The sequence below is a fragment of the Pseudomonas sp. P42 genome, assembly GCF_017973755.1.
Taxonomy (GTDB): Bacteria; Pseudomonadota; Gammaproteobacteria; order Pseudomonadales; family Pseudomonadaceae; genus Aquipseudomonas; species Aquipseudomonas iridis.
The window spans coordinates 743906-765934 of the sequence record NZ_JACOPU010000001.1 but is presented as its reverse complement, the minus strand read 5'-3'; the positions used below and the strand labels follow the sequence as shown (position 1 = coordinate 765934).

Below are 22029 nucleotides of genomic sequence, written 5' to 3'. Positions count from 1 at the left end.
CCTTTGCAGCGTCAACGAGCCGTGATTTTCCAGGCGCGGTGAATCTTGGTGTTACGCGCAAAATCCGGATCAATGGTCTGCGCGCTGATTTCCTCAATCGCGTAACGCTCGGCCAGGTTCTCTTCCAACTGGAACTTGCGGAAGTTGTTGGAGAAATACAACACGCCGCCCGGCGCCAGGCGCGCCATGGCCAGGTCGATCAACTGCACCTGATCACGCTGCACGTCGAAAATGCCTTCCATGCGCTTGGAGTTGGAGAAGGTCGGCGGATCGATGAAGATCAGGTCGTACTCTTCGCGGCAACTTTCCAGCCACGCCATCACGTCGCCCTGCTCCAGACGGTTCTTGTCCGAGAAGCCGTTCAGCGACAGGTTTCGGCGCGCCCAGTCGAGGTAGGTTTTCGACAGGTCGACGCTGGTGGTGCTGCGCGCACCACCCTTGGCCGCGTGCACGCTGGCGGTCGCGGTGTAGCAATACAGATTGAGGAAGCGCTTGCCGGCGGCTTCTTTCTGAATGCGCAGGCGCATCGCCCGGTGATCCAGGAACAGCCCGGTGTCGAGGTAGTCGGTGAGGTTGACCAGCAACTTGACGCCGCCCTCGGTCACTTCATTGAACTTGCCCTGCGCAGCCTGACGTTCGTACTGCTTGGTGCCACTCTGGCGCTCGCGGCGTTTGACCACCACGCGGCTCTTGTCGATGTTCAGCGCCTGCGGAATCGCTGCCAACGCATCGAACATGCGGATCGAAGCTTTTTGCGGGTCGATCGATTTCGGCGCGGCGTATTCCTGAACGTGCACCCAGTCGTGGTACAGGTCGATGGCCATCGCGTATTCCGGCATGTCCGCATCGTAAACGCGGTAGCAATCGATGCCTTCGCGCTTGACCCACTTGCCCAGTGCCTTGAGGTTTTTCTGCAGACGGTTGGCAAACATCTGCCCGCCTTCGCTCAAGCGCGCCTGCTCGACCACCGGAGCCGGGGCTGGCTCAGGTTTGATCGGGTTGCCGTTCTTGTTGAACTTGCGTTCTTGTGGCTCGTCCGGCGTCTGGTCGTAAGCTGCTTGCTCACGCTCGACCTGACGCTGTTCCGGGGTGCGACGCTCGCCCGTGACGAATTGATCCGGAGTGACTTTGATCAGCAGCAGCTTGCACGGCAGTGCGCCGTTCCAGAACGAATACTGTTTGTGGCTGCGGATGCCCATGCGCTTGCCCAGATCCGGCGCACCGGTGAACACCGCCGCTTCCCAGTTCAGGCAGGCCTGACGCAGACGCTCGCCGAGGTTCTGGTAGAGATAAAGCAGGCTGGCTTCGTCGCCCAGACGCTCGCCGTACGGCGGGTTGCAGATCACCAGACCTTTCTGGTTCTGATCCGGGCGCGGCTCGAACGTCGCCACTTCGCCCTGGTAGATCTTGATCCACTCACTCAGGCCGGCACGTTCAACGTTGTTGCGGCCCGGCTGGATCAAGCGCGGGTCAGCTTCGTAACCACGAATCCACAGCGGCGGTTTGGCCAGACCGGCGGCCGCACGTTCGGTCGCCTCTTCGTGGAGCTTTTTCCACAGCGCCGGCACGTGGCCCAGCCATGCGGTGAAGCCCCACTGCTCACGACGCAGGTTCGGCGCCATGTCGGCGGCGATCATCCCCGCTTCGACCAGGAACGTACCGACACCGCACATCGGGTCAGCCAGCGCGCCGCCATCGGCAGCAATGCGCGGCCAGCCTGAACGGATCAGGATTGCTGCCGCGAGGTTTTCCTTCAGCGGCGCTGCACCTTGTTGCAAGCGGTAGCCGCGCTGGTGCAGGCTGTGGCCGGATAGGTCGAGGGAGAGAATCGCTTCGCCGCGATCCAGACGCAGGTGAATGCGCAGATCCGGGTTGAGCTTGTCGATCGACGGACGGTCGCCCTGCGGGGTACGCAGTTTGTCGACGATGGCGTCCTTGACCTTCAACGCGCCGAAGTGAGTGTTGTCGATGCCCGAGCCGTGGCCGCTGAATTCAACGGCCAGGGTGCCATCGCTGAGCATGTGGTCTTGCCACTCGACGTCGAGCACGCCGTGGTACAGGTCTTCAGCGTCCTTCATCGGGAAACGCTTGAGCACCAGCAACACGCGGTTGGCCAGGCGCGACCACAGGCACAGACGATAGGCGGTTTCCATGGTTGCCATGCCACGCACGGCTGAGGTGTGCTCGCGGGCTTCTTCAAGGCCAAGCCCGACGGCTTCCTCGATAAGCAGGCCTTCAAGACCTTTGGGGCAAGTGAGGAAGAGTTCGAATTGGTCGGACATGGTATTTCCAGAGCCTTTGGCTATGTGAACCGACAACGCATTGCCGATCCGGTTTTCAATCAGGCGCTTTTCTAAAAGAACGCCCGCGTGGCACGAAGGTGTGCCGTCCCATCCCTGCTGCTCGGGTTAAAAGAGCTTAGATGCAAGGACAGAGAAAAAAGTTGAAGCAACAAAATGACTCAAAACAACCCTTCGTCGAATAGTACCCCAGTGCAACCGTGGGTCATTCTCACTAAAGGATTAAGCCCATCATGCAGCGCGGTGCCGATCATACCGGGGTTTGCTCAATAAACATTGAACAAATACGCAGTTACTTATTGCCATAGCATCCTATTCGTTACGTTCTTATGACAAATCGGTCATTCCATCGGTGTGACTCATTGGTTAGAACTGAGCACAGGTTGACGTCGCAACGGCGTCAACACCTTGGCTCGCCACGCCGGCAGCGAGCCGCCCCCGGCAGAGTTTTTCTGCCAGACCTCGGTTGAGGTCAACGCGACACATACAGTCAACAAGTGAGGGAAACACCCTATGAGAAGACTTAAGCGTGATCCGTTGGAAAGAGCATTTTTGCGCGGATATCAATATGGCGTTGGTGGCAAATCCCGTGAGCTTTGCCCATTTACTCTACCGTCGGTACGTCAAGCCTGGATTAACGGCTGGCGAGAAGGACGCGGCGACAACTGGGACGGTATGACCGGCACTGCGGGAATCCACAGACTCAACGAACTTCACGCCGTCGGCTGACACAGGGCATTTATTCCGACACGACAATCTGAATTTGCAACGCATTAACCACGCACGTCCCTCCCGGACGGCGGGCTACGGCCCAAGGGCTCCTTCGAGGAGCCCTTTTTTATGCCCGGTCGATTTGACTGACGCCCGCCTTTCGAATCTGCCGAACACCCCTGTAGGAGCTGCCGCAGGCTGCGATCTTTTGATCCTGTTTTTTTAAAATCAACATCAAGATCAAAAGATCGCAGCCTTCGGCAGCTCCTACATTGACCGGGACAGCCTGGGTTATTTGCGCAATGCGGCGATCGCATCCACCGATTCACGAATCAGCGCCGGGCCCTTATAGATGAAGCCCGAGTAAATCTGCACCAGACTGGCACCCGCAGTGATCTTCTCAGCAGCATGCTTGCCTTCAGTGATGCCGCCCGCTGCGATGATCGGCAAGCGCCCACCCAGCTCAGCCGCCAGTACTTTCACGGTGTGGGTGCTCTTGTCTCGCACCGGCGCACCGGACAGGCCGCCCGCCTCGTCACCATGCACCATGCCTTCAACGCCAACCCGGCTCAGCGTGGTGTTGGTGGCAATGACCGCGTCCATCCCGGTTTCGATCAGCGCTTGCGCGACCTGCGCGGTTTCTTCGTCGGTCATGTCCGGGGCAATCTTGATCGCCAGCGGCACATGCTTGCCATGGCGCAGGGCCAGTTCGGCGCGGCGCGTGGCCAGGTCCGCCAGCAACTGCTTGAGCGAATCGCCGAACTGCAAGCTGCGCAGGCCCGGGGTGTTCGGCGAGCTGACGTTGACGGTGATGTAACTGGCGTGGGCGTAGACCTTGTCCAGGCAGATCAGGTAATCGTCAACCGCGCGTTCAACCGGGGTATCGAAATTCTTGCCGATGTTGATGCCCAGCACGCCCTTGTATTTGGCCGCTGCGACCCGCGTCAGCAGGTTATCCACACCCAGATTGTTGAAGCCCATCCGATTGATGATCGCCTCGGCTTCCGGCAGGCGGAAAATCCGTGGTTTCGGGTTGCCCGGCTGCGGACGCGGGGTCACGGTGCCGATTTCGACAAAACCGAAACCCAACTGCGCGAAGCCGTCGATGGCCGCGCCGTTCTTGTCCAGACCCGCCGCCAGACCCACCGGGTTGGGGAACTCCAGGCCCATGACCGTCACCGGCAACTTCGCTGGCGCCTTACACAGCAGACCGTTGAGGCCCAAACGTCCACCCGCGCCGATCAGATCCAGCGACAGATCGTGGGAGGTTTCCGGGGAAAGTTTGAACAACAGCTGACGGGCCAGGGTGTACATGGGCGGCGATGACTCGGGCGGCGAAAAGAGGCGGCGATTATAGCCGGGCATCGCCCCCCGCGCGAGGCGCACGCGCAAATCGACGCGACTGGCATATGCCTTGCACCCTGCTTGCCATCAGCCCGCACGCCAATGGCGGCGTACAGGCAAGGACAATGGCGTCGTCATGGGGTTTTGCCTGCGCAAAATCGATGGCGGCGTTTTTTTTGAAGGCGGCTTTTGCAGGTGCATGCGATGAATGAACCCTCCGTCGGGCCGCTGGCCTGGGTCAACGGCAGCGATGCTCCGGAAAAGACTGCGATCAACCTTGGTTTCATGGCCCTGAGCGATTGCGCCTCGGTGGTGGTGGCCGCCACTCAGGGTTTCGCTCAGCCTTATGGCCTGACCCTGAACCTCAAGCGTCAGACTTCATGGGCCAACCTGCGCGACAAACTGGTCAGCGGCGAACTCGATGCCGCCCACAGCCTGTACGGTTTGATCTACGCCGTGCATCTGGGCATCGGCGGCATCGCATCTACCGATATGGCCGTGTTGATGGGCCTCAACCAAAACGGTCAGAGCCTCAACCTCTCCCACGGTCTGCAAGCCCTCGGTGTGAACAGTCCTGAAGCGCTGGATCGCCACGTGCACCAATCCCGCGCAAAATTGACCTTTGCCCAGACCTTCCCGACCGGCACGCACGCGATGTGGCTTTATTACTGGCTGGCGAGCCAAGGCATTCATCCGTTACAGGATGTCGACAGCGTGGTCGTGCCGCCGCCGCAAATGGTTGCGCACCTGCAAGCGGGACGAATCGACGGCTTTTGCGTCGGCGAACCGTGGGCCGCCAGCGCGGTACAGCAGGATCTCGGCTTTACGCTGGCCACCAGCCAGACGATCTGGCCCGATCACCCGGAAAAAGTCCTCGGCTGCACCCGCGCTTTCGTCGAGCAATACCCGAACACCGCGCGCGCGCTGGTGATGGCCATCCTCGAAGCCAGCCGATTTATCGAAGAAAGCCAGGAGAATCGCCGCAGCACCGCACAACTGCTGAGCGCCCCGGATTATCTCGATACGCCGGTTTCGTGCATCGAACCGCGCTTTCTCGGTGAGTACACCGACGGCCTCGGTCATCGCTGGCAGGATCCTCACGCCTTGCGCTTTCACGGCAACGGCGAAGTCAATCTGCCGTATCTCTCCGACGGCATGTGGTTCATGACCCAGTTCCGCCGCTGGGGCTTGCTGCGAGAAGACCCGGATTACCTCGCCGTGGCGCGTCAGGTTCAGCAATTGGGCCTCTATCGCGACGCGGCGACTGCTGTTGGCGTCACCGCGCGGGGCACGGACATGCGCAGCAGTCAGTTGCTCGACGGCAAAATCTGGGATGGCAGTGATCCGGCCGGTTACGCGCGCAGTTTCAAGCTGCACACCCTGAGCGACGATGCTCCCCTTCTCGCCCGCCGCTGACAGGAGACCGCCAACATGCTGCGCATTCTGCTGATCAACGACACAGCGAAAAAAGTCGGACGCCTGAAAGCGGCGCTGACCGAGGCCGGTTTTGAGGTGATTGACGAGTCTGGTCTGACTATCGACCTGCCCGCACGCGTCGAAACGGTGCGCCCGGACGTCATCCTGATCGATACCGAGTCACCGAGCCGCGATGTAATGGAGCAAGTGGTGCTGGTCAGCCGCGATCAGCCACGCCCCATCGTGATGTTTACCGACGAGCATGACCCCGGCGTGATGCGTCAGGCGATAAAGTCCGGGGTCAGTGCCTACATCGTTGAAGGCATTCACGCACAACGTTTGCAGCCGATTCTCGATGTGGCCATGGCGCGGTTCGAGAGTGATCAGGCGTTGCGTGCGCAGTTGCACGCCCGCGACCAGCAGCTGGCTGAGCGCAAACGCATCGAACTGGCCAAAGGCTTGTTGATGAAGATGAAGGACTGCAATGAGGAAGAGGCCTACACCCTGATGCGGCGCCAGGCCATGAGCCGCCAGCAGAAGCTGATTCAGGTGGCGGAGCAGATTATTGCGATGAGTGAATTGCTCGGCTGAATAACCAGCAAGATCAAAAGATCGCAGCCTTCGGCAGCGCCTACAGGAGTTCGATGCTCCCCCTGTAGGAGCTTTCGAGTGCAACGAGGCAGCGATCTTTAAGCCTTGGCACAAATCTCGCTACACATTCCACACAGGTAACCAACGGCGGTTGCCCCACCTACGACAAAGACGTCGCTGACCCGCTCGCCCCACCCGGCGAATCAGGTAGCGGCGTTTTTGCGTTTTTGGCCCCACAGCCCGGGGCCGGTGGTGCGGCCGTGGCGGCGCCCCACTTTGCTGACTCATGACTCCTTCTCGAGACTCTTTACAGCTGAGGTGCGCGATGAATAAAAGCTTCTGGAAATCCGGCCATACCCCGACCCTGTTCGCGGCCTTCCTCTACTTCGACCTGAGTTTCATGGTCTGGTACCTGCTCGGCCCGCTGGCGGTGCAGATCGCGGCCGACCTGCACCTGACCACGCAGCAGCGCGGGCTCGTGGTCGCCACGCCAATCCTTGCCGGCGCCGTGCTGCGCTTCGCGATGGGCATGCTGGCGGATCGGCTGTCACCGAAAACCGCCGGGCTGATCGGCCAGGTCATTGTCATCTGCGCGCTGTTCGGCGCCTGGAAACTCGGCATTCACAGTTACGAACAGGCGCTGATCCTCGGTCTGTTCCTCGGCATGGCCGGCGCGTCGTTCGCCGTGGCGCTGCCGCTGGCGTCGCAGTGGTACCCGCCTGAGCACCAGGGCAAAGCCATGGGCATTGCCGGCGCGGGCAACTCGGGCACCGTGTTCGCTGCACTGCTCGCGCCGGTACTGGCCGCATCCTTCGGCTGGAGCAACGTCTTCGGCTTCGCAGTGATTCCATTGATCCTCACGCTGGTGCTGTTCGCCTGGATGGCAAAAAATGCCCCGCAACGTCCGAAAGCCAAGTCCATGGCCGACTACTTCAAAGCCCTCGGTGACCGCGACAGTTGGTGGTTCATGTTTTTCTACAGCGTCACCTTCGGCGGCTTTATCGGCCTGGCCAGCGCCCTGCCCGGCTACTTCAACGATCAATACGGCTTGAGCCCGGTCACCGCCGGTTACTACACCGCTGCCTGCGTATTCGGTGGCAGCCTGATGCGGCCATTGGGGGGCGCACTGGCGGATCGCTTCGGCGGCATTCGCACCTTGCTGGCGATGTACACCGTGGCGGCTATCTGCATCGCAGCGGTCGGCTTCAATCTGCCGAGTTCCTACGCGGCGCTGGCACTTTTCGTCTGCACCATGCTCGGTTTGGGGGCAGGCAACGGGGCAGTTTTCCAACTGGTGCCGCAGCGCTTTCGTCTTGAGATCGGCGTGATGACCGGGCTGATCGGCATGGCTGGCGGCATCGGCGGTTTCGCGCTGGCGGCAGGCATGGGCGCGATCAAACAGAGCACCGGCAGCTATCAACTGGCCCTGTGGTTGTTCGCCAGCCTTGGCGTGTTGGCGTGGTTCGGCCTGCACGGCGTCAAGCGGCGCTGGAGAACCACTTGGGGTTCGGCTGCCGTGACTGCGGCTCGAGTCTGAGGACTGAATGGCCCTGCAACTGAGTTTCGCCGAAGCCAGCGCCACCGGCCCGCGCGCGGAGAATCAGGACGCCCTGCGTCTGGTCACGCCCGCCCCGGCGCTGGCGGCTAGCAAGGGTTACCTGTTCGCCATCGCTGACGGTGTCAGCCAGTGCGCCGATGGCGGACTGGCGGCGCGCTCTACCTTGCAGGCGCTGGCCCTCGACTACTACGCCACCCCGGAAACCTGGAGCGTGGCCCAGGCACTGGATCGCTTGCTGCTGGCGCAAAATCGCTGGTTGCAGGCCAATGGCGGTGGGCAACCGTTGCTCACCACTGTCAGCGCTTTGGTCATGCGCGGCAGGCGCTTTACCCTGGCCCACGTAGGCGATTGCCGGGTCTATCGTTGGCATGCCGACAGCTTGCAGCGGATATCCAACGATCATGTCTGGGAGCAGCCGGGCATGCAGCATGTGCTCAAGCGTGCGTTAGGGCTTGATCAGCATCTGGTGCTGGATTTTCTCGACGGCGAATTGCGCACGGGTGAGTGTTTCGTGCTGCTCAGCGACGGCGTGTGGTCGACGTTGGGCGATACCGCCATTGCAACGACCCTGCGCGACCAGCCGGATCTGCAAAGCGCGGCAAACACTCTGGTGAACGCCGCGCATCTGGCCGGCAGTCAGGACAACGCCAGCGCCTTGCTGGTGCGGGTAGATGCCGTCGGTGAAGCGAACATCGGCGATGCGCTGATGCATCTTCAGCAGTGGCCGCTGCCCCCGCCGCTGAAATCCGGTCAGTCTTTCGAAGGCTGGCAGGTGCAAGAGGTTGTCAGCCAGAGTCAGCAATCACTGCTCTATCGCGTGCACGACGACCAAGGTCAGCCATGGTTGCTGAAAACCCTGCCCGCACGACTTGCAGATGATCCACAGACCGGGCAAGCGCTTCTTTCGGAGGAGTGGTTTTTGAAGCGCGTGGCCGGTCGGCATTTTCCTGAAGTCCATGCGTGCCTTCAGCGTCAGCATTTGTACTACGTGATGCGGGAATATTCGGGGACGACCCTGGCGCAGCTTTTCCAGCGAAGCGGGCCGTTACCATTGGCAAAGTGGCATGAACTGGCTGAGCGACTGCTGCGTGCGGTGGGCTTGCTGCATCGGCGGCAGATTCTGCACCGGGATATCAAACCGGAGAACCTGCTGCTGGGTGACGATGGTGAGTTGCGCCTGCTGGATTTTGGTCTGGCCTACTGTCCTGGCCTGTCCGAAGACGCTGTTTCGACATTGCCGGGAACCCCAAGCTATATCGCCCCGGAAGCCTTTCGCGGTGACCCGCCCGGCGCACAACAGGATCTGTATGCGCTGGGCGTGACCCTGTATTTTCTGCTCACAGGGCATTTTCCCTATGGCGAGATCGAAGCCTTTCAACGGCCGCGATTTGGCTTGCCGGTCAGTGCCAGTCGCTACCGCCCCGATCTGCCGGAGTGGCTGGCGCAGAGCCTGGAGCGCGGCGTTGCTGCCGATCCGCAACAGCGTTTTGAAACGGCAGAAGAATGGTTGCTGGTTTTGGAACAGGGTGAGCGGCGCAGCTTGAGCGTGCGCCTCAGACCACTACTGGAGCGCGAGCCGGTAAAGGTTTGGCGGACGATGGCGCTGGTGGCATTGCTGGGGAATCTGGTGCTACTGGTTTTGTTGTTTCATCAGCCTTGAAAAGATCGCAGCCTTCGGCAGCGCCTAAAGGATGTGCACGATTCCCCTGTAGGAGATGCCGAAGGCTGCGATCTTTTGACGTTGCGCCTCAAAATCGCGCAACACGCCTCCAGACAGTGCAGAAAAATTCCATTCCTGCCAGAAAAGTACCGTAATCACCGGATTGGGAATACTTGGCACAACCACTGCATTAATCCTTTCAACACACACATAAAGCCCAACCCTCAACGACGAGGGTTGTGCTCCCCGAGAGAACGGGACCAGGACAAAGGCGTCCTCGCTAGGCAACTAGCGGGACGCCTTTTTTTGTTTGCGCAAAATTTCTCGAGCAAGGCCTGAAGCCCACAAGAGGCCAGCCGCAGCTCCCCGGAGAACCTGATGAAAAAACTCAAACTGGTGATGATCGGCAACGGCATGGCCGGAGTCCGCACCCTCGAAGAACTGCTCAAGCTGAGCAACGAGCTGTACGACATCACGGTCTTCGGCGCCGAGCCGCATACCAATTACAACCGCATCCTGTTGTCGCCGGTGCTGGCCGGTGAGCAAACCTTCGAAGAGATCGTGCTCAACGACCTCGACTGGTACCTGGAAAACAACATCAAGCTGCTGCTCAATCGCAAAGTGGTGGAAATCGACCGGATCAAGCGCCGGGTGATTGCCGAGGACGGCACTGAAGCCGAGTACGACAGACTGCTGATCGCCACCGGCTCGACGCCGTTCATTCTGCCAATTCCCGGCAATACCTTGCACGGCGTGATCGGCTACCGCGACATTGCCGACACCCAGGCAATGATCGACACCGCCAAAACCCACAAACACGCCGTCGTGATCGGCGGTGGCCTGCTCGGCCTCGAAGCTGCCAACGGCCTGATGCTGCGCGGCATGCACGTCACCGTCGTGCATCTCGGTGAGTGGTTGCTGGAGCGGCAACTGGACAAGACCAGCGGCCAACTGCTGCAAAGCGCTCTGGAATCCCGTGGCCTGCATTTCCGTCTGTGCGAACAAACCCAGGCCCTACACGATGCCGGAAACGGTCGGGTCGGCTCGGTGCAATTCAAGAACGGCGACATCATCCCTGCCGATATGGTGGTCATGGCCGCTGGCATACGCCCCAACACCGAACTCGCGGAAAAGGCCGGCATTCCGTGCAATCGCGGCATTCTGGTCAACGACACCCTGCAAACCTATGACCCGCGCATCTATGCCATCGGCGAATGCGCCAGCCATCGCGGCATCGCTTATGGGCTGGTCGCACCGTTGTTCGAACAGGCCAAGGTCTGCGCCAACCACCTCGCGCAATTGGGTTTCGCCCGCTATCAGGGCTCGGTTACATCGACCAAATTGAAAGTCACCGGCATCGACCTGTTTTCCGCCGGCGACTTCATGGGCGGCGAAGGCACCGAAACCATCACCCTTTCTGATCCGATCGGCGGGGTGTACAAAAAACTGGTGATCAAGGATGACGTTTTGGTTGGCGCCTGTCTGTACGGCGATACGGCAGATGGCGGTTGGTATTTCCGACAGATTCGTGAGAATCACGTAATCGGCGAGATCCGCGATCACCTGATGTTTGGCGAAAACGCCCTCGGCGACGTAGGACATCAGGGCCAGGACAAAGCAATGGTCATGGCCGACACCGCCGAAGTCTGCGGCTGCAACGGTGTGTGCAAGGGCACCATCGTCAAAGCCATTCAGGAACACGGCCTGTTCAGCGTCGATGACGTGAAGAAACACACCAAAGCGGCCAGTTCCTGTGGCTCCTGCGCGGGGCTGGTCGAGCAGATCCTGATCAACACCGTCGGCGGTGCAGCAGACGTCAAACCGAAAAGCGAAAAGGCCATCTGCGGTTGCAGCGACCTCAATCACGGCCAGATCCGCCAGGCGATCCGCGAGCAACATCTACTGACCATCGCCGGCACCATGAGCTACCTCAACTGGCGCACGCCAAACGGCTGCGCGACATGCCGCCCGGCGCTCAACTACTACCTGATTTCCACCTGGCCGGGCGAGGCCAGGGACGATCCGCAATCGCGCCTGATCAACGAGCGCGCCCACGCCAATATCCAGAAGGATGGCACCTACTCGGTGGTGCCACGAATGTGGGGCGGTGTGACCAACCCTTCGGAATTGCGCCGAATTGCCGACGTCGCCGACAAGTACAACGTGCCGATGGTCAAGGTCACCGGCGGTCAACGCATCGACCTGCTGGGCATCAAGAAACAGGATTTGCCCGGCGTCTGGAAGGATCTCGACATGCCCTCCGGCCACGCCTACGGCAAATCGATTCGCACGGTGAAAACCTGTGTCGGCAGCGAGTTCTGCCGCTTCGGCACGCAGAATTCGACGCAACTGGGCATCGAGCTTGAACATGACCTGTTCAATATGTGGTCGCCGCACAAAGTCAAACTGGCTGTCTCCGGTTGCCCACGCAACTGCTCGGAAGCGGGGATCAAAGACGTAGGAATTATCGGCGTCGATTCCGGATGGGAGATGTACATCGGTGGCAACGGCGGGATCAAAACTGAAGTCGCCGAATTCTTCGTCAAGCTGAAAACCGCCGAAGAAGTTCGCGAATACAACGGCGCGTTCCTGCAGCTCTATCGCGAAGAAGCCTTTTACCTCGAGCGCACCGTGCACTACCTGCAACGGGTCGGCATGGAGCACATCAAGAAAGCCGTGCTTGAAGACCCCGAGCGTCGCAAAGCGTTGAACGAGCGCCTGCAATTCTCCCTGTCGTTTGAGCAGGATCCGTGGAAAGAGCGACTGGCGCAGCCGCAATTGAAGAAAGAATTTGACGTGATCCCTGTGAAAAACCTGGAGGTGCCGGCATGAACTGGCTCGATATCTGTGCCCTGGAAGAGATCAATACCCTCGGTTCGCGGATCATTGCCGGTCCCAAAGGTGACATCGCGATTTTTCGTACAAGTGACGACGAAGTATTCGCCCTCGACGACCGCTGCCCGCACAAGGGCGGCCCGCTGTCACAAGGTTTGATTTACGGCAAACGCGTGGCCTGCCCGCTGCACAACTGGCAGATCGACCTGCAATCCGGTGAAGCCCAGGCGCCTGATATCGGATGCGCCCACCATCACGCGGCGCGGGTTGAAAATGGCCGGGTGCAATTGGCCCTGCGGGACGCTATCTGATGAACCGCCAGACGACCGCCTCGACCTGCTGTTATTGCGGGGTCGGCTGCGGCGTACTGATCGAGCATGACGGCGAGCGCATCCTCGGCGTCAGTGGCGATCCGACGCATCCGGCCAACCTCGGCAAACTCTGTAGCAAAGGCTCGACCCTGCACCTGACCGGCGACCTCGCAGCCCGAGCGTTATACCCAGAACTGCGCCTGGGCAAAGGTCTGGCGCGCAGCCGCGCCGATTGGGACACGGCGCTGGACCATGCTGCCAATGTGTTCGCCCAGACCATCGCCGAGCACGGCCCGGACAGCGTCGCGTTCTACATTTCCGGACAGCTGCTGACCGAGGACTATTACGCCTTCAACAAACTGGCGCGGGCGCTGGTCGGCACCAACAACATCGACAGCAATTCACGCCTGTGCATGTCTTCGGCCGTGGTCGGCTACAAACGCAGTCTCGGCGCCGATGCACCGCCATGCAGCTATGAAGATCTGGAGCTCAGTGATTGCGTGATGATCGTCGGCAGTAACATGGCCTACGCCCATCCGGTACTTTTTCGTCGGCTCGAAGAGGCTAAATCGCGCCGTCCGCAGATGAAAGTCATCGTCATCGACCCACGGCGCACCGACACCTGCGAGCTGGCCGATCTGCATCTGGCGATTCTGCCTGGCACCGATGTCGCTTTGTTCCATGGGATTTTGCACCTGCTGTTGTGGGAAGAATGGATCGACCGCGACTTCATCAACGCCCACACCGAAGGTCTGGCCGAGCTGAAAAGCCTGGTACGTGATTACACGCCACAGATGGTGTCGCAGCTGTGCGGGATCAGTGTCGAGCAACTGCAGCAATGCGCTGAATGGGTGGGCACTGCGCCGAGTTTTCTGTCGCTGTGGTGCATGGGCTTGAACCAGTCCACCGCCGGCAGCGCAAAAAACAGCGCACTGATTAACCTGCACCTGGCTACCGGACAAATCGGTCGTCCGGGGGCAGGACCTTTCTCTCTCACCGGTCAGCCAAATGCCATGGGCGGGCGGGAAACCGGAAGTCTGTCCAATCTGCTGCCCGGCCATCGTGATGCCGCCAACCCCGAGCACCGTGCTGAAGTCGCGGCTTACTGGGGCGTTGATCGGTTACCGGAAAGCACCGGGCTCAGTGCTATCGAACTGTTCGAACAGGTGCGTAGCGGCAAGATAAAGGCGTTGTGGATAGCCTGCACCAACCCCGCGCAATCGATGCCGGATCAACACTCGGTGCGCGCGGCACTGCAGGTGTGTCCGTTCGTGGTATTGCAGGAAGCCTTCCGCACCACCGAAACAGCTGCATTCGCCGACCTGTTACTGCCCGCCGCCAGTTGGGGCGAAAAGGAAGGCACGGTCACCAATTCCGAGCGGCGCATTTCCCACGTACGCAAAGCCATTCTCGCACCGGGTGAAGCGCGGCCAGACTGGGCAATTACGGTGGATTTCGCACAGCGTCTGGAGAAACGTCTGCGCCCGCAGCACCCGAGCCTGTTTGCCTTCGATCAACCTTCGCAGCTATTCGATGAATTCAAGTTGCTTACCCGCGGGCGTGATCTGGATCTCTGCGGTATCAGTCATGCACTGCTCGACCAGATCGGGCCGCAGCAATGGCCCTTCCCCGCTGGCGCCCGGCAAGGAACAGCGCGGTTGTACAGCGACGGGATTTTTCCTACCGCTAATGGCCGCGCGCAGTTCATTGCCGAGCCTTACCGCGCCGCCAAGGAGCAGCGTGATGCGCGCTTCCCGCTGACGCTGATCACCGGCCGCCTGCGCGATCAATGGCACGGCATGAGCCGCACCGGCACGGCGGCGCAACTGTTCGGGCATGTCAGCGAAGCGGTATTGAGCCTGCACCCGGACGAACTGCGCCGGCACCGTTTGCAGCCGGGCGATCTGGTCAATCTTAAAAGTCGTCGCGGCGCCGTGATCGTTGCGGTTGGCAGCGATGACAGCGTGCGTCCGGGCCAGGCTTTTCTGCCGATGCACTGGGGCGATCGTTTTCTCAAGGGTGGCGTGAACAGCGTGACGCTGCCGGCCTTCGACCCTTTGTCCAAGCAGCCTGAACTCAAGCACAGCGGTGTGCGTTTGGAGTCGGTCAATCTGCCTTGGCAACTCTTCGCACTGATCGAAGGTGATGTTCAACGGCACATCCAGACGCTACGACCACTGTGCGAGGCGTTTTCCTACGTGAGTCTGAGCCTCGTCGGACGTGAACGCCCGGCATTGCTGATACGCGCTGCCAGCGGCGCAGCACCGGACCCGCAGTTGCTTGGCGAGATCGACGAATGTCTGTCGCTGATCAATGGCCCCGTACTGGCCTATGACGACCCGCGCCGGGCCATCGGCAAGCGTGTACGCATTGAAAACGGCCGGATTACCGCCATTCGCCTGGCTGGCGAAACCCTCGCGCAACACTGGCTGCAAGGTTTGTGGCTGGAAGGTCGCGCGGATGAACAACTGCGACGCTGGCTGCTGGCGCCAATGAGCGCGCCGCCGGGCAACGCCGGGGCGCAGGTCAGTCGCGATAAAACCTTGTGCAACTGCAACAACGTCAGCCTCAGCGCAGTCTGCGCCGGTATTGGCCAAGGACTTGACCTGCAGGGTTTGAAAAATCAACTGGGATGCGGCACGCAATGCGGCTCGTGCATCCCGGAAATAAAGCGCTTGCTGGCCGCCAACGTGCAGCCGGTTGCCGTCATTTGATGAGGGAAGACACCATGAATGCGAAAGTCTGGTTGGTGGGCGCTGGCCCTGGTGATCCGGAACTGTTGACCCTCAAAGCCGTGCGCGCCTTGCGTGAAGCCGATGTGGTGATGATTGATGACCTGGTCAACGACGCCGTGCTGGAACACTGCCCCGCCGCGCGAATCATTGCGGTGGGCAAGCGCGGTGGCTGCCGCTCGACGCCGCAGGCCTTCATCCATCGTCTGATGCTGCGCTACGCCCGTCACGGCAAATGCGTGGTGCGGCTCAAGGGCGGCGATCCGTGCATCTTCGGTCGTGGCGGTGAAGAGGCTCAATGGTTACGCGAGCGTGGCGTCGAGGTCGAGTTGGTCAACGGCATCACTGCCGGGCTGGCCGGTGCGACGCAATGCGATATCCCCCTGACCCTGCGCGGTGTCGCGCGCGGCGTGACGCTGGTGACTGCGCATACGCAGGATGACAGCCAATTGAATTGGCAGGCACTGGCGCAAGGCGGGACGACGCTGGTGATCTACATGGGTGTGGCCAAGCTTGGCGAGATTCGTGAGCAATTGTTGGCGGGGGGAATGGCGAAGGATACGCCGGTAGCGATGATCGAAAACGCCTCGTTGCCACATCAGCGCGAGTGCCGCAGTGATCTGATGGCGATGGAGCTGGATGCCTCTGCGTTTGAGCTGAAAAGTCCGGCCATCCTGGTGATTGGTGCTGTTGCTGCTGTTGCGCAAGATCAAGAGATCGCAGCCTGCGGCAGCTCCTACATTGGAAGTGCTTGCGCCTTGTAAGCGCTGGCGCCTTACCAAATCGCAGACAAAGAAAAGCCCGGCCTAAGCCGGGCTTTTCTCGGAGCGGCAGCTAATTACTTAGCTTGAGCTTCAACCTGCGCTTCTACGCGACGGTTTACAGCGCGGCCAGCTTCAGTTTTGTTGTCAGCAACTGGGCGGGATTCGCCGTAGCCAACAGACTGAACGCGGGACGATTCAACACCGTACTGGTTGGTCAGAACTTGCTTAACGGCGTTTGCACGACGCTCGGACAGTTTCTGGTTGTAAGCGTCAGGACCGACGGAGTCAGTGTGACCTTCAACAGTAGTGGTGGTGGATGGGTACTGCTTCATGAAGTCAGCCAGGTTTTTGATATCGCCGTAGCTGTTGGTTTTAACAACAGATTTGTCGAAGTCAAATTTAACGTCCAGCTCAACACGAACAACTTCAGCAACTGCCGGGCAGCCGTCAGCGTCAACAGTTACGTTGGCTGGGGTGTCTGGGCACTTGTCAACGTTGTCGCAAACGCCATCGTTGTCGCTGTCGGAGCAGACTTCAGCTGGTGCTGGAACTGGAGCAGCAGCAGGCTTGGAGCCGCCACCGAAGTTCACACCGATACCGACGCTTGGAGCCCACTCGGTGTCGCCTTGGTCGATGTTGTACTGAGCTTCAACGCCAGCACGGGCGTAGAAGTTGTCAGTGAAGTACAGCTTGGCACCGCCGCCAACGTTGGCGAAGGTGGAACGGTTACGACCGTTCGAACCGTTCTGGTCGATGCTCTGGTCAGAGAAACCGGCCGAAACGTACGGACGCAGCATGTCGCCCGGGTTGTTGAAGTGGTACAGAGCGTCCAGAGCGGTGTTAGCGCCTTTTACGTTCTTGCCGTCGTCGGCACGTACGTTGTGCACTTCGTCGTAGCCCAGACGCAGTTCAACATCGTCGGTCAGGAAGTAACCGATCGAGCCGCCGAACAGGTTGCCGTTGTTCTTGAAGTTACGAGCGCTGTCGAATTGTTCTTTCTTAGCGAAGCCTTCGATTTCAACTGCGCCTTGGCCTTGTGCCAGAGCGCCGAACGAAGTGGCAGCAATAAGAGAACCAATGGCCAAGCCCAAGGTGTTTTTCAGTTTCATCCGTTAAATCCCCATCTGGTGATTGTGAAGCAGTCCCGCAAACCGGGGGACAACTCGGCGGCAAGTCTATCAGAACTTGCCTACACGTAAGAGATATTTGCGCTGAACTAAGTTTCAGCAATGCCTGCAAATTTCTCACGCAATTTATCTAGAGCGCGTTTGTACCGCATTTTTGTAGCACTCAAACCCATGTGCATGATGTCTGCGATTTCCTGAAACTCCAGCTCTGCGACAAATCGTAGCACCAGAATTTCGCGGTCAATCGGGTTCACATACACCAGCCAGCGATCAAGCCCGCCCTTGTCCTCGGGTTTTGGCGCCTTTTCTTCGGACGCTTCCTCGAGGGGGTCAAGACTCAATGCGTCCATCAAGCGACGCTTTCGCCGTTCCTTCCGATACTGCGTGATGCATTCGTTGTAAGTGATGCTGTACAGCCAGGTTTTGAACTTCGATTTCCCCTCGAAATTCTTCAAGCCATACAACACCTTCAACATCACTTCCTGACAGACATCGTCTGCATCGCGATCGTTCCCAAGATATCTCGCGCAGACGTTAAATAATGTTCGCTGGTAACGCCGCATCAGCTCTTCATAGGCGCGCGTCACGTGAAACAGCTCGGTATGCGAGCGCGCGACCAACTCCTCATCAGAGAGCTCGCGGGGGTCGTAGCGCGTAGATAGCGTTTGGGCTTTATTCAAAACAAGTCGTGCCGACAGTCAGGTCAATGTCCGCCGCAACCAGCTTCAGCTGGCATTTCGCGGCGGCATACATTAGCAGGGTTTGCCGGATTAGCGGCTACTCACATGCTGTTCCAGCAGGATCCGATTGGAAAGAGAGACTAGCTCACCCTCATCGGTCAGCAATGTGGTTTTAACCGTGCCGATCTCTTCGATCTGGCCTTCGACCTCGCCAACACGCACTTGTTGCCCAACCTGGTACAACTCACGCACATAGATTCCCGCAAGAATCTGACCGGCAATTTCCCGGCTTCCCAACCCCATGGCCAGCGCAACCGCCAGACCAACGGTAATTAATACGATGACAATCACATGATTCAGCAGGTCGGTCTTGACCTCAAGCTGACTGATCGCGACCGAGATGCTGATGATAATCACCAGCCCCTGAGCGATTCGCCCCAGCCCCGAAGCGTAGTCCAGGCCCACACCTTCTGCCGCCCCACGCACCAGCCCATTGGCCAGTTGCGCGAGCAAAACACCCACCAACAACACCAAGGCTGCGCCAAATACTTTTGGCAAATACAGCGCCAGCATATCGAGCGTAGCTGAAACTCTCTCAAGGCCAAGGGATTCTGCTGCAGAAACCAGAAAAATAAGCAGAACGAACCAGTAAACGATCTTGCCGATCAGTGTCGAGATCGGAACCTGAAGCCCGGCGCGCGACAGCAATTTAGTCAGTCCGGTGCCGCCCATCAGGCGATCGAGGCCCAATTTAGCGAGCAGTTTGGACAGCAAGGTATCGAGCAGCTTGGCCACGACGAAACCCAACAGCAGCACCACCAGTGCGCCGAACAGGTTCGGTATGAAGTTGGCGACTTTGGTCCACAACGCAGTCATTGCAGTGACGAGGCTCTGAGTCCAGAGATCAAGTTCCATATTCAATCAGCCTTATCAGCAGTGCGAGCGGTAGGTTTACGAAGACGGGAAACCGGCGAGACATGGGCCGATCCGTTATTCAGGGCGATCATCAGCGCGGGCAGCCAGCGGCCCAGCAGGCTGAACAGATCGCCGGCGCCGACCTGGCGGTTGGCGGTTTTGAGTACGCGGCCCAGACACGCATCGTCGTCGCGGCTGGACGGCGAGGCGTTGAGCATGTCGCGCAAAGACTGTTCAAACGGATCGTGCATACGCACCTCTCGTGATGTCTGTGAAAGACGCGGGCAAATTTGGTCGGGTCACATGCGCCATGTTCAAACCCAGCGCAAACGACGGAATAACCACCATTGGCCGAAGGCCATGGCGAGCACCGTCAAGCAGGCGATCAGGAAACCATAAGGGCTGCTCGCGAACGGAATTCCGCCAACATTTATACCCAACAGCCCCGTGATAAAACTCATCGGCAAAAAGATGCAGGTGATGATCCCGAAGCGGTACATCGTGCGATTCATGCGCACGCTCAAACGCCGGTCTTCTGCCTCCAGGACAAGTCCCACGCGCTCTCGGGTCAATTCGAGTTCTTCCAGATAGCGGGTCAGGCTGTTGTTCAACTCGTTCCAGTAATCGGCATCATCATCGACAAACCACGGCAGTTTTATCCGCGTCATCTGGCCGAAAATATCCCGCTGTGGAGCGAGAAACCGCTTCAGTCCGGCCGCCCTTCGGCGGATGTGCAAAATCGATCCGTGCTCTGGGGTATACCGTTCGTCGGCATCCATTTTTTCTTCTTCCTCATCGGCGATTTCCGAGAGGCAAGTGACCAGGTCCTGCACTTTATTAGTGAGGAATTGCGCCAGATAAAGGATCAGCTCAGAGGACGTTTTCGGGCCTTTGCCCTCCGCCAGAATCGTCAGCAGTTCATCCGTGGCGCGCAACGGGCGCAAACGCAGGGAAATAACGCGCTGGGCAGACGCGAAAATCCGCACCGAGACCATGTCTTCCGGTTCGGCACCCGGATTGAGGTTGACGCCGCGCAAAAACAGCAGCAACTCGGAATCCGGCAACGGCAACAGGCGCGGTCGAGTGTTCTCTTCCAGCAGCAAGTCGCAGGTGAATTCGTTCAGGCCACTGGATTTGCGCAGCCAGGTCTGCGTTTGCGGATGACTGCGATCCCAGTGCAGCCACAGACTTTCATGAGCCTGTAGCTGCAAATCGTCGAGCTCAGTCCGGGCTATCGAACGCGCACCGCCTCTACCGTCCAGCACCAGGGCATGCACCAGCCCCCATTGCGCGTTTTCTTCCTCGAACATCCTCATCCCTTTGTCAAAAGCTTATTCAGGCATCTTCAGCGGACTCGGCGAGATGATTACGCCGTTGTTGTCCGCATAAATGTAGTGGCCCGGGTGGAACGTCACTCCGGCGAAAGTCACCGCGACGTTGAGATCGCCGATGCCGCGCTTGTCGGTTTTCATCGGATGGCTGGCCAGTGCCTGGACGCCAAGATCGGTCTGGGCGATGACATCGACGTCACGGATGCAACCGTAGATGACCATCCCTTCCCAGCCGTTTTTCGCGGCTTTCTCGGCGATCATGTCTCCGAGCAGCGCACGGCGCAGCGATCCGCCACCGTCGACCACGAGTACCTTGCCGTTGCCCTTGAGTTCGGCTTGCTCCTTGACCAGCGAGTTGTCTTCGAAACATTTGATGGTCACGATTTCGCCGCCGAACGAATCACGTCCGCCGAAATTGCTGAACATCGGTTCCAGCACCTGGACCAGCTCCGGATAGGCATCGCACAGGTCAGGCGTGAGGTAATGGTTCATCGAAAAACTCCTGTAAAAAGGAAGACGATCAAGGATGACGCACTCTTGTGAGACGAGTTCCGGCAGTCGCTGTTTACCTTAGTTCATACAATGCTCGCTGAGCGAACCTGAACAAACGCTGAATACTTAATAGCAAATCAGCCACTAAATATGACCAGAACCGCACAATGCGTCATATCTTAGCCGCAAGCCGCCCCGAACGAAATGGCCTCTTCAGCGCCTCGCGACTCAGACTGCAGCCGCCAGATCCGGCTTCTCGCCCAGCAACGGGGTCTGCTGATCGTTCAACCAGCGCGCCACCAGTGGCCATACTTGCGCCTGTGCAGCCTTGCTTACCAACATTTCGACATGGCCGAAATTCTCGTTGAAGCCCTGCTCGCGCCCCAGATTGATGAACTGCTTGTGCTCAGAGCCAATCTGCTCGAACAGTTTGCGACAAGCCCACTCAGGATCCTGATGATCCCCGGCCGCACTCACCGCCAGCACTGGCACCTGAACATTAGCCAGACCGGCCCACCAATCTTTGTCCTTGTCACCAAACCGGCCGAACAAGCCGTACCAGCGCATGCTCTCGATGGCCAGGCCGATGGGCTCGTCTTCCGGTCCGCGCTTGAGACGTGAGCCCGACAACTGCGCGAAACGCTTGAGAATGAAGCGACCGCTCCATTCAACCGGCGGAATCTTCAGCGGCCAGTAAGTACGGCTGACCTGAGTGCCAAAAAACGCCGCCGACGCCACGGCGGGTTCGCCCAGATACTCGCCCCCGAGTGCCGCCGCCAGGGTAATGCCGCCCAGCGAATGGCCGATCCAGTGCGGCACCTGCCCGCTCTGCTCACGCACGAATGCGGCGATTGCCGGCAAATCGTACCTGGCGTAGTCGGCGACACGGTTTCTGCGGTATTCCTCGTTGCGCTGCGATAATCCGTGACCGCGCATCTCCGGAATCCACACGTCGAAACCCAGCCGCGCCAGATAAGCGCCGAGCCCCAGACCTTTGGGCGAGAACCAGAAGCGTCGGTTGGAAAAACTGCCGTGCAACAGGATGACCGGCACACCGCGCACCGCCGGTTCATCGGCCATACCCAAACGAGTGACGGCGATTTCTACGGACCAGTCCGGGCTGTTGCCGGGTTTGAGACGATAAACGTCTTCGCTCAGATCGCCGCGCCGCTCGGCGCTGATCAGGGCGACAGGAAATAGGTTGCTGCTGCTTTGCATAATGCTCTTGCACAAAAAAGGGCGGCATCCGGAGGCGCTCGCCC

19 protein-coding genes are annotated in these 22029 nt (G+C 59.4%); 9 read left to right on the top strand and 10 right to left on the bottom strand.

Translation table 11 applies throughout. The annotated features are described in order from the left end of the window. Positions 1 to 11 precede the first annotated feature (11 nt). On the bottom strand, positions 12 to 2282 hold the full coding sequence (rlmKL, locus tag H8B20_RS03600) for a bifunctional 23S rRNA (guanine(2069)-N(7))-methyltransferase RlmK/23S rRNA (guanine(2445)-N(2))-methyltransferase RlmL (RefSeq protein WP_115147627.1): 2271 nt from the start codon (positions 2280 to 2282) through the stop codon (positions 12 to 14). A gap of 531 nt (positions 2283 to 2813) precedes the next feature. Between rlmKL and rmf the strand changes: the two genes are divergently transcribed. Continuing rightward, positions 2814 to 3029 (top strand): ribosome modulation factor, encoded by a 216-nt coding sequence (gene rmf / locus H8B20_RS03595; protein WP_003223300.1) that lies wholly within the window; start codon positions 2814 to 2816, stop codon positions 3027 to 3029. Between the two features lie 273 nt (positions 3030 to 3302). Here rmf and H8B20_RS03590 read toward each other — a convergent pair whose 3' ends face one another. Then, on the bottom strand, positions 3303 to 4325 hold the full coding sequence (locus H8B20_RS03590) for a quinone-dependent dihydroorotate dehydrogenase (RefSeq protein ID WP_042558509.1): 1023 nt from the start codon (positions 4323 to 4325) through the stop codon (positions 3303 to 3305). Between the two features lie 234 nt (positions 4326 to 4559). On the opposite strand from H8B20_RS03590, the gene H8B20_RS03585 reads away from it, so the two are divergent. The 4 genes from H8B20_RS03585 (at position 4560) to H8B20_RS03570 (ending at position 9580) form a co-directional block, all read left to right on the top strand. Beyond that, entirely contained in the window at positions 4560 to 5771 is a 1212-nt protein-coding gene (locus tag H8B20_RS03585; RefSeq protein WP_210622359.1) for a CmpA/NrtA family ABC transporter substrate-binding protein, read from the top strand. 15 nt (positions 5772 to 5786) lie between these two features. Next, on the top strand, positions 5787 to 6362 hold the full coding sequence (locus tag H8B20_RS03580; RefSeq protein WP_042558507.1) for an ANTAR domain-containing response regulator: 576 nt from the start codon (positions 5787 to 5789) through the stop codon (positions 6360 to 6362). A gap of 325 nt (positions 6363 to 6687) precedes the next feature. After that, positions 6688 to 7899 carry a nitrate/nitrite transporter gene (locus H8B20_RS03575; RefSeq protein ID WP_042558506.1) on the top strand — a complete coding sequence of 404 codons (1212 nt, stop codon included), beginning with the start codon at positions 6688 to 6690 and terminating at the stop codon, positions 7897 to 7899. Between the two features lie 7 nt (positions 7900 to 7906). Then, positions 7907 to 9580 (top strand): bifunctional protein-serine/threonine kinase/phosphatase, encoded by a 1674-nt coding sequence (locus tag H8B20_RS03570; RefSeq protein ID WP_210622358.1) that lies wholly within the window; start codon positions 7907 to 7909, stop codon positions 9578 to 9580. A gap of 24 nt (positions 9581 to 9604) precedes the next feature. On the opposite strand, the gene H8B20_RS03565 is transcribed toward H8B20_RS03570, so the two are convergent. Continuing rightward, positions 9605 to 9766, bottom strand: a complete 162-nt coding sequence (locus H8B20_RS03565; RefSeq protein WP_210622357.1) for a hypothetical protein — start codon at positions 9764 to 9766, stop codon at positions 9605 to 9607. A 192-nt stretch (positions 9767 to 9958) separates the two neighbouring features. Between H8B20_RS03565 and nirB the strand changes: the two genes are divergently transcribed. From nirB to cobA, 4 genes are read left to right on the top strand one after another with little or no spacing between them, the layout of a single operon-like run. Beyond that, positions 9959 to 12412 (top strand): nitrite reductase large subunit NirB, encoded by a 2454-nt coding sequence (gene nirB, locus H8B20_RS03560; protein WP_210622356.1) that lies wholly within the window; start codon positions 9959 to 9961, stop codon positions 12410 to 12412. Next, a complete protein-coding gene (gene nirD / locus H8B20_RS03555) occupies positions 12409 to 12726 on the top strand; it encodes a nitrite reductase small subunit NirD (RefSeq protein ID WP_042558503.1) in 318 nt (105 codons plus the stop codon). The genes nirB and nirD overlap by 4 nt, the downstream gene beginning before the upstream one ends. Further along, positions 12726 to 15440, top strand: coding sequence for a nitrate reductase (locus H8B20_RS03550; RefSeq protein WP_210622355.1), 2715 nt, complete (start codon positions 12726 to 12728; stop codon positions 15438 to 15440). The genes nirD and H8B20_RS03550 overlap by 1 nt, the downstream gene beginning before the upstream one ends. A gap of 14 nt (positions 15441 to 15454) precedes the next feature. Then, positions 15455 to 16222 (top strand): uroporphyrinogen-III C-methyltransferase, encoded by a 768-nt coding sequence (gene cobA, locus H8B20_RS03545; protein WP_210622354.1) that lies wholly within the window; start codon positions 15455 to 15457, stop codon positions 16220 to 16222. A 74-nt stretch (positions 16223 to 16296) separates the two neighbouring features. Here cobA and H8B20_RS03540 read toward each other — a convergent pair whose 3' ends face one another. The 7 genes from H8B20_RS03540 to H8B20_RS03510 all read right to left on the bottom strand — a co-directional run bounded on the left by H8B20_RS03540 (position 16297) and on the right by H8B20_RS03510 (position 21985). Next, positions 16297 to 17331 (bottom strand): OmpA family protein, encoded by a 1035-nt coding sequence (locus H8B20_RS03540; RefSeq protein ID WP_042558500.1) that lies wholly within the window; start codon positions 17329 to 17331, stop codon positions 16297 to 16299. 107 nt (positions 17332 to 17438) lie between these two features. Then, positions 17439 to 18029 carry an RNA polymerase sigma factor SigX gene (sigX, locus tag H8B20_RS03535; RefSeq protein WP_042558499.1) on the bottom strand — a complete coding sequence of 197 codons (591 nt, stop codon included), beginning with the start codon at positions 18027 to 18029 and terminating at the stop codon, positions 17439 to 17441. 90 nt (positions 18030 to 18119) lie between these two features. Next, the gene (locus H8B20_RS03530) at positions 18120 to 18944 is read right to left on the bottom strand and encodes a mechanosensitive ion channel family protein (protein ID WP_008048604.1); all 825 of its coding nucleotides are present in this window, start codon (positions 18942 to 18944) and stop codon (positions 18120 to 18122) included. 2 nt (positions 18945 to 18946) lie between these two features. Next, a complete protein-coding gene (locus tag H8B20_RS03525; protein WP_008076827.1) occupies positions 18947 to 19195 on the bottom strand; it encodes a hypothetical protein in 249 nt (82 codons plus the stop codon). 63 nt (positions 19196 to 19258) lie between these two features. Then, positions 19259 to 20254: a zinc transporter ZntB gene (locus H8B20_RS03520; RefSeq protein WP_042558498.1), complete on the bottom strand. Its 996-nt coding sequence runs from the start codon at positions 20252 to 20254 to the stop codon at positions 19259 to 19261. 21 nt (positions 20255 to 20275) lie between these two features. Next, positions 20276 to 20767 (bottom strand): ribonuclease E activity regulator RraA, encoded by a 492-nt coding sequence (gene rraA / locus H8B20_RS03515; RefSeq protein ID WP_015096067.1) that lies wholly within the window; start codon positions 20765 to 20767, stop codon positions 20276 to 20278. A gap of 228 nt (positions 20768 to 20995) precedes the next feature. Continuing rightward, the gene (locus H8B20_RS03510) at positions 20996 to 21985 is read right to left on the bottom strand and encodes an alpha/beta fold hydrolase (RefSeq protein WP_210622353.1); all 990 of its coding nucleotides are present in this window, start codon (positions 21983 to 21985) and stop codon (positions 20996 to 20998) included. Positions 21986 to 22029: the final 44 nt, after the last annotated feature.